Genomic DNA, 7,199 nt, shown 5'->3' with positions numbered 1-7,199 from the left:
CCCTGGAGGGCACCGGCCGGCCGTTCGTCCTCACCGCCGGCACCCCCGTCGCCGCCCGGCCGCACGTTCGACCGCACGCTCGCAAGGAGGCAGCATGCGCCGCATCATCGGCGTCAACACCTGGGTCTGGACCTCGCCGCTCGGCGACGACTCGCTCGCCGAGCTCGCCGCGAAGGCCGCCGGCATGGGCTTCGGTGCGATCGAGCTGCCGGTCGAGTCGCCGGGCGACTGGTCGCCCGACACCGCGGCCGAGGTGCTCCGCGAACACCGGCTCGCCCCCGTCGTGATCGGCGCGATGGGCCCCGGCCGCAACCTCATCGCGGCGCCCGGCTCCGAGATCGTCGCCACCCAGAACTACCTCGTTCACTGCCTCGGGGTCGCCGAGCGGCTCGGCGCACGCGTGGTCGCCGGCCCCTTCACGGCCGCGACCGGGCGCACCTGGCGCATGGACGCCGAAGAGCGCGCCGCCCGGTACGGCGAGCTCCAGGGCAGCCTCGGGCCGGTTGTGCGGGCGGCGGAGCGCAGCGGCATCCGCCTCGCGATCGAACCGCTGAACCGCTACGAGACGAGCCTCGTCAACACCGTCGAGCAGGCGCTCGAGGCGCTGGGTCCACTCCTCGGCCCCGGGCTGGGCCTCGCCCTCGACAGCTACCACCTGAACATCGAGGAGCGGCGCGTCGGCGACGCGATCCGCCTCGCGGGCGAGCACCTCGCCTACGTGCAGGTCTGCGGCAACGACCGCGGCGCGGTCGGCGACGACCACATCGACTGGCCGGCATTCCTCGACGCGCTCGACGACGTCGGCTACGCGGGACCCCTCGGCCTCGAGAGCTTCACGGGCGACAACGACACGATCGCGGTCGCCGCATCGGTGTGGCGGCCTCTCGCCGCATCGCAGGACGAACTGGCGGCGCGGAGCATCCGCTACCTGACCGCCCTCCAAGACGAACGGGAGCGAGCATGACCGAGCAACAGCGTCCAGCACCGACGGATGCCGCGGCGCCCGCCACCCGCCCGGTGACCCTCTTCACCGGGCAGTGGGCCGACCTGCCGTTCGCCGAGGTCGCGCGACTCGCGGCGGAATGGGGCTACGACGGCCTCGAGATCGCATGCTCGGGCGACCACCTCGACCTGAAGCGCGCCGAGGAGGAGCCCGGCTACCTCGACGAGCGCCGCGAGATCCTCGAGCGCCACGGGCTGGCGGTCTTCGCGATCTCGAACCACCTGACGGGGCAGGCCGTGTGCGACGCCCCCATCGACTTCCGTCACGAGGCGATCGTGCGCCCGTACACCTGGGGCGACGGCGATGCGGAGGGGGTCAGGCAGCGCGCAGCGGAGGACATGAAGCGCTCGGCGCGCGTGGCCCGGGCGCTCGGCGTCGACACGGTCGTCGGGTTCACCGGCTCGTCGATCTGGCCGTACGTCGCGATGTTCCCGCCCGTGCCCGCCTCGGTGATCGACGCGGGCTTCGAGGACTTCGCGGCGCGCTGGAACCCGATCCTCGACGTCTTCGACGCCGAGGGCGTGCGGTTCGCGCACGAGGTGCACCCGTCGGAGATCGCGTACGACTACTGGAGCTCGGTGCGCACGCTCGAGGCGATCGGGCACCGGGCGGCGTTCGGGTTCAACTGGGACCCGTCGCACATGATGTGGCAGAACATCGACCCCGTGGGCTTCATCTGGGACTTCAAGGACCGCATCTACCACGTCGACTGCAAGGACACGCGGATGCGCCCGGCGAACGGGCGTGCGGGCGTGCTCGGCTCGCACCTGCCGTGGGGCGATCCGCGTCGCGGCTGGGACTTCGTCTCGACGGGCCACGGCGACGTGCCGTGGGAGGACTCGTTCCGCGCGCTCGACGCGATCGGCTACGCCGGACCCATCTCGGTCGAGTGGGAGGACGCGGGCATGGACCGCCTGCACGGTGCGGCGGAGGCGGTCGGATTCATCCGGTCGCTGCTCTGGCCGAAGCCGACCGCCTCGTTCGACGCGGCGTTCTCGAACCAGTAGCGGAACACGTACGATCGGGCCTGTGCGCCTCGCCCCGAATCCGCCCCGCCGCCCCGATCGAGACCTCTCGCGGCCGCTGCCGTCGGCGCTGAGCTGGACCGTGCTGGCGGTCTTCGCCGTGGCGCTCGCGGTCGCCGTCGTGGCCGCCGGCCTGCCCTGGTGGGTTCCGGCGTCGTACGGCGTGGTGAGCATCGTCGCCTTCGTCGCCTACGGCCTCGACAAGCGGGCGGCGAAGCGCGGTGCGCCGCGCACCTCGGAGTCCGCGCTGCTCGTGATGGGCGTCGTCGGCGGCTGGCCGGGCGCGCTCGTCGCCCAGCAGCTCTTCCGCCACAAGACGCGCAAGCGCAGCTTCCGTCGGGCGTTCTGGCTGACGGTCGTGGTCAACGCGCTCGTGCTCGCCGCGTTCATCGGCCTGCTGCAGGCCGGACTGCGCATGCCCGAGTTCGACTACTCGGGAATGCTCCAGTAGTACGCGACGCCGCCGGGGTGCAGTTCGGTGATCGCCCAGTCGACCGAGCGGTCCCACGTGGGGTCGGTGTGGCCGGCGTAGCGGATCGTGATCGACCCGTCGGCTTCCGTCTCGACGGAGGTCACGATGCCGGTGTGGTCCCGATCTCCCGAGTCGTCCCAGTCGAACTGCACGACGTCGCCCACCTTCACCGACGAGCGCTCGTCGTCGGTGAGGGCCGTCGCCCGCTCGGGGTGCTCCTCGAGGTAGTCGCGCATGGCCGTCGAGCTGATCCAGGCGTCGGCGCTCGCGTACGCGTCGCCCGAGCCGTCGTACCACCACTCGTCGTCTTCGACCCAGCCCCTGGCGAGCAGCGTCTGGCTCGTGAAGTTCACGCAGTCGTTCTCGTCGATGTAGCCGTAGGTGTCGCTCTCGGTGTCGCCCCAGTGCTCGAACGCGTAGGAGAGCTGGGCGGCGACACCGTCGGAGTAGTCCGAGAAGTCGGCGACCTCGGAGTCGGCGGCGGATGCCTCGCGCCCGTCGTCGCCTTCAGGGGCGGTCATCGTGTCGGCGGCGACGGCGTCGGTGCGACTCGAGTTCGCCGCGACGATCGCCCAGATTCCGCCGGAGAGGGCGAGGGCGCCGACGAGGCCGAGCGCGATGACGAAGCGGGGGCGAGGGCGGCGGGGGGTGTGGTCGTTCGGGGTGGGGGACATCCGCTTCAGGGTACGAAACGAAGCTGGGCGGGTGATCCGTGCGCGAACGAGTGGTGCGGACGGCTCAGTCCGCGACGCTCCAGTAGTACACCTTCGTCTCGGGATGCTTCGGGTGGTCGTCGACCGAGCGATCCCACGTCGCGTCGGTGTGCCCGCCGTAGTAGACGTCGATCCGCCCGTCGTCGCCCTCGCGCACCGCGGTGACGATGGCCGTGTGGTCGCGGTCGCCCGAATCGTCCCAGTCGAACTGCACGATGTCGCCGGGCTTCACCCTCGCGCGCTGCGCGTCGGACAGCGCCGTCGCCCGTTCGGGGTGGGAGGCGAGGTAGTCGCGGAAGAGCGTCGACGAGCGCCACGCGGGGGAGTGGGCGTAGGCGTCTCCGTCCTCCGAGTACCACCATTCGTCGTCGACCTCCCAGCCGCGCTCGATGAGGGACTGTGAGGTGAAGTTCACGCAGTCGTCGACGCCGAGCACGCCGTACCGCTCGCTCGAGTCGGCGTCCCATCGCTCGCGCACGTACTGGAGTTGGTCGAGCACGGGCGCCGGCAGTTCGGGATCGAGCTCGAGCGCCGCCTCGTTCGGGTGGCTGCCGTCGCCTCCCTGCGTGCCGGGCCCGGTGGGCGCGGCGGCGGCGATGGCCGCCGCCACGATCGCGAAGACGAGCCAGGCGATGAGCGCGACTGCGACGAGCGCTGCTCCGCCCACGATGATGCGCCGCCGCAGGTAGATCTCGCGGGCGGGGCGTTCGGGCTGCTGCTTCACTCCATCAACCGTAGGCGCCGATGCTCCGAAGCCGCCGATCGAGGGCGCGGTTCAGGCGGAACCGGCGTGCGACGGCATCGGGCGTCATCGAGTTGACCCCGATTCGTCCTCGCGAATAGGGTGGGGGCATCGATCGGACTGAATCGATTCAATACATCTCGCACGGCGCTGTGCATCGACGCCCGCCGTGCCCGAAAGGCAGGCATGGCGACCTTCAACGACTTCTCGATCTCGAGGCGACAGCTCCTCGGTTACTCGGCGGCGGCCGCGGCCGGGGTGCTCGTCGCGAACGCCGCACCGCAGCCGGCGGGCGCGGCTGCCGCCTCGGTGCTCCCCGCAGGCAAGGGCAACGCCTTCGGCATCTCCGAGTTCGCCGAGCCCGGCACCTCGGTCGCCCCGAAGTTCCGCTGGTGGTGGCCGAACGGCCAGGTCGAGATCGACGAGATCGTGCGTGAGGTGGACCAGGTCGCCGATGCCGGATTCGGCGGCCTCGAGATCGCCGATGTGCACCACAGCGTGGCCTCGGGCGACCTCGACGTCGATGGGTTCCCGTGGGGCGGCGAGCGGTGGTGCGAGGCGGTCGAGGCCGCCCTCGCGCAGGCGAAGCGCCGCGACATCCGCCTCGACATCACGCTCGGCCCCTCGTGGCCGGCCGCCGTTCCGACCATCACGCCGCAGCACGAGGCCGCCCTCACCGAACTCGTGCACGGCGTCGTCGAGCTCGCGCCCGGCCAGGCCCACAGCGGTGCCGTTCCGGCGCCGGCGATCGGTGCGGAGCACGGCGTCACCGAGGCGCTGCTGCTCTCGGTGCAGGCCTTCGAGATCGTCACGAAGCCGGCCAAGGGCAACATCGTGCTGCGGCGCTCGAGCGGAGTCGACCTCACCGACGCGGTCGTCGACGGGGCGGTCGAGTGGACCGCGCCCGACGGCACGGCGAGCTGGGTGCTCTTCGCGTTCTGGCGACGCGGCTCGGGTCAGCTCGCCGAGGGCGGCGCGCACACCAACCCGACGTCGTACGTCGTCGACCACTTCAGTTCGGCCGGCGCGCAGGCCGTCATCGACTTCTGGGAGTCGGAGATCATCTCGGCGCGCATGTCGAAGCTGCTCGCCGAGGCCGGCGGCGCCTTCTTCGAGGACTCGCTCGAGATCGAGACCGAGGCGACCATCTGGACCCGTCGCCTGCCCGAGGAGTTCAGCGCGCGCCAGGGCTACGAGCTCGCGCCGTTCCTGCCCGTCGTCATCGAGCTGAAGGAGAAGTACCTCTACGACTTCGACGACATCGTGACGACGCGCGTGCGCGACGATGTCAACCAGGTGCTCAGCGACCTCTACTCCGAGCACCACCTCGTGCCCTTCCGCGACTGGGCGCACTCGCACGGCCTCGAGTACCGGGTGCAGGCCTACGGGCTCGAGCAGGACTCGATCGACCAGGCCGGCATCGTCGACATCCCCGAGACCGAGTCGCTCGGCGCCAAGAACGTCGACGACTACCGGGTGCTCGCGAGCGGACGCGACATCGCGGGCCACACGATCCTCTCGTGCGAGTCGGCGGCCTACCTCGGCAAGTCGTATTCCGCGACGATCACCGAGGTGCTGACGACGCACGGTGAGATGTTCGCGGGCGGCGTCAACCAGTCGGTGCTGCACGGGTTCCCGTACGCGAGCGCGCCGGGCGCCGGCTGGCCGGGCTTCGCCGCCTTCAGCCCGTACTACAACGACTCGGTCGGCTACTCCGAGGCGTGGGGCCCGCGGATGCCGGTCTGGGCGCACATGCCCGACCTCGCCGCGTACCTCGCCCGCACGCAGTGGGTGCTCCGCACCGGGCGCCCCCGCTACGACCTCGTGTTCCTGCGGCAGAAGGGCTGGGCGCAGACCGGCATCGGCGCTCCGTGGGCGACCGCATCGGGCATCCCGGTCGGCTGGACGCACGGGTTCCTCACCGGGTCGAGCCTCGAGCGCGAGGGCGCGGTGCTCGCGGGCGGCCGGCTCGCCCCCGAGGGCGGCGCGTACAAGGCCGTGATCGTCGACATCGACCGCTTCCGCGGCAACGAGGCGACCCTCACGGTCGCGACCGCGGAGCGACTGCTCGGCTTCGCCGACGCCGGGCTGCCGATCGTGCTGTTCGGCGACTGGTCGAAGCCCGCGGCCGTCGGCTTCCGCTCGGCCGAGCAGAACTCCCGGGTCGCCGAGATCGTCACCGCCCTGCGCAACTCGCCGTCGGTCGCGCTCGCCCCGGCGAACGCCGACATCCCGGTCGCGCTCGCGAGCCTCGGCGTCGCGCCCGACGTCGATCACGAGACGTCGAACCTCAAGCACATCCGCCGGGTCGACGGCGGCGTCGACTACTACTACCTCGTGAACGCGAAGCACAATCCCGCGAAGGACAAGCTCGTGCCCATCGACCACGACGTCGTCCTCACGGCGGAGCACGCCGACAGCGTGCCCTACGAGCTCGACGCCTGGTCGGGCGAGGTGCGGCCGCTCGTCGCGTACCGCCGCGACGGTGCGCGGGTCACGGTGCGCGTGCGCCTGCAGCCGGCGCAGTCGACGGTCGTCGTACTGGCGCCGCGCGACTGGGCGGGCAAGCAGGCGCCGAGCGTGCAGGTCGTCGAGACCGATGCACGGTCGGTGCGTGCCGCGAAGAAGGGCGTGGAGCTCGTGACGGATGCCCCGGGCCGCTTCTCGGTGCGCTTCGCCGACGGTCGCACGGCGAGCGCGACGGTGAAGGCGCTGCCGGCGCCGATCGAGCTCACCTCGTGGACGCTCAGCGTGGAGGACTGGCAGCCCGGCGCCTCGTCGACCGAGACGGCCAAGCCCGTGGTCGAGGTGCCGCTCTCGGGCCTCGCGCCGTGGAGTGCGATCCCCGGGCTCGCCGACACCTCGGGCATCGGGCGGTACACGACGCGCGTCAAGCTCGGCAGCGAGTGGAAGACGTCGGGCGCCGGCATCCGCCTCGAGCTCGGCCGCGTGGTCGACACCTTCCGCGTGCGGGTCAACGGCAAGCTCGTCGACGACCGCGACCTCACCGACCCGACCGTCGACATCAGCGAGTTCGCCCATCCCGGCAACAACACCATCGAGGTCGAGGTCGCCTCGACGCTCATCAACCGCCTGCGGGTCGTGAACCCGAAGGTCTACGGCGTCGTGAAGCGCGCGGACTACGGCCTGCTCGGCCCGGTCGTCATCCGCCCGTACGGCGTGGCGGAGGTGCGCTGACCGGGGTCGCCGGCAGCACGACGACAGCACGAGCGGATGCCGCGAC

General features: G+C 71.6%; 6 protein-coding genes. 4 read left to right on the top strand and 2 right to left on the bottom strand.

The window, feature by feature from the left end; genetic code table 11:
- Positions 1-94: 94 nt before the first annotated feature.
- From ACFTQE_RS19425 to ACFTQE_RS19415, 3 genes are read left to right on the top strand one after another with little or no spacing between them, the layout of a single operon-like run.
- The gene (locus tag ACFTQE_RS19425; protein ID WP_376926610.1) at positions 95-964 is read left to right on the top strand and encodes a sugar phosphate isomerase/epimerase family protein; all 870 of its coding nucleotides are present in this window, start codon (positions 95-97) and stop codon (positions 962-964) included.
- Positions 961-2,010: a sugar phosphate isomerase/epimerase family protein gene (locus tag ACFTQE_RS19420; protein WP_376926609.1), complete on the top strand. Its 1,050-nt coding sequence runs from the start codon at positions 961-963 to the stop codon at positions 2,008-2,010. The genes ACFTQE_RS19425 and ACFTQE_RS19420 overlap by 4 nt, the downstream gene beginning before the upstream one ends.
- Positions 2,011-2,032: 22 nt before the next feature.
- The gene (locus ACFTQE_RS19415; protein ID WP_376926608.1) at positions 2,033-2,479 is read left to right on the top strand and encodes a DUF1294 domain-containing protein; all 447 of its coding nucleotides are present in this window, start codon (positions 2,033-2,035) and stop codon (positions 2,477-2,479) included.
- Here the strand turns inward: ACFTQE_RS19415 and ACFTQE_RS19410 are convergent.
- Both ACFTQE_RS19410 and ACFTQE_RS19405 read right to left on the bottom strand, forming a co-directional pair.
- Positions 2,458-3,174 (bottom strand): amidase domain-containing protein, encoded by a 717-nt coding sequence (locus ACFTQE_RS19410; RefSeq protein ID WP_376926607.1) that lies wholly within the window; start codon positions 3,172-3,174, stop codon positions 2,458-2,460. The two genes, ACFTQE_RS19415 and ACFTQE_RS19410, sit on opposite strands and share 22 nt — an antisense overlap.
- 64 nt (positions 3,175-3,238) lie before the next feature.
- Complete coding sequence (locus ACFTQE_RS19405; protein ID WP_376926606.1) at positions 3,239-3,937, bottom strand: amidase domain-containing protein; 699 nt, start codon at positions 3,935-3,937, stop codon at positions 3,239-3,241.
- 204 nt (positions 3,938-4,141) lie between these two features.
- Here ACFTQE_RS19405 and ACFTQE_RS19400 point away from each other — a divergent pair, with 204 nt between their 5' ends.
- Positions 4,142-7,153 carry a glycosyl hydrolase gene (locus tag ACFTQE_RS19400; protein WP_376926605.1) on the top strand — a complete coding sequence of 1,004 codons (3,012 nt, stop codon included), beginning with the start codon at positions 4,142-4,144 and terminating at the stop codon, positions 7,151-7,153.
- Positions 7,154-7,199: the final 46 nt, after the last annotated feature.

Source organism: Agromyces sp. NPDC056965, assembly GCF_042673425.1.
In the GTDB taxonomy this organism is placed as follows: domain Bacteria; phylum Actinomycetota; class Actinomycetes; order Actinomycetales; family Microbacteriaceae; genus Agromyces.
The sequence above is the reverse complement of the archived record's forward strand: the minus strand, read 5'-3'. Positions and strand labels throughout refer to the sequence as shown.

Coding starts and splice junctions, on each gene's coding strand:
- ACFTQE_RS19425 (WP_376926610.1), top strand. CDS start 95: ATGCGCCGCATCATCGGCGTCAACACCTGGGTCTGGACCTCGCCGCTC.
- ACFTQE_RS19420 (WP_376926609.1), top strand. CDS start 961: ATGACCGAGCAACAGCGTCCAGCACCGACGGATGCCGCGGCGCCCGCC.
- ACFTQE_RS19410 (WP_376926607.1), bottom strand. CDS start 3,174: ATGTCCCCCACCCCGAACGACCACACCCCCCGCCGCCCTCGCCCCCGC.
- ACFTQE_RS19400 (WP_376926605.1), top strand. CDS start 4,142: ATGGCGACCTTCAACGACTTCTCGATCTCGAGGCGACAGCTCCTCGGT.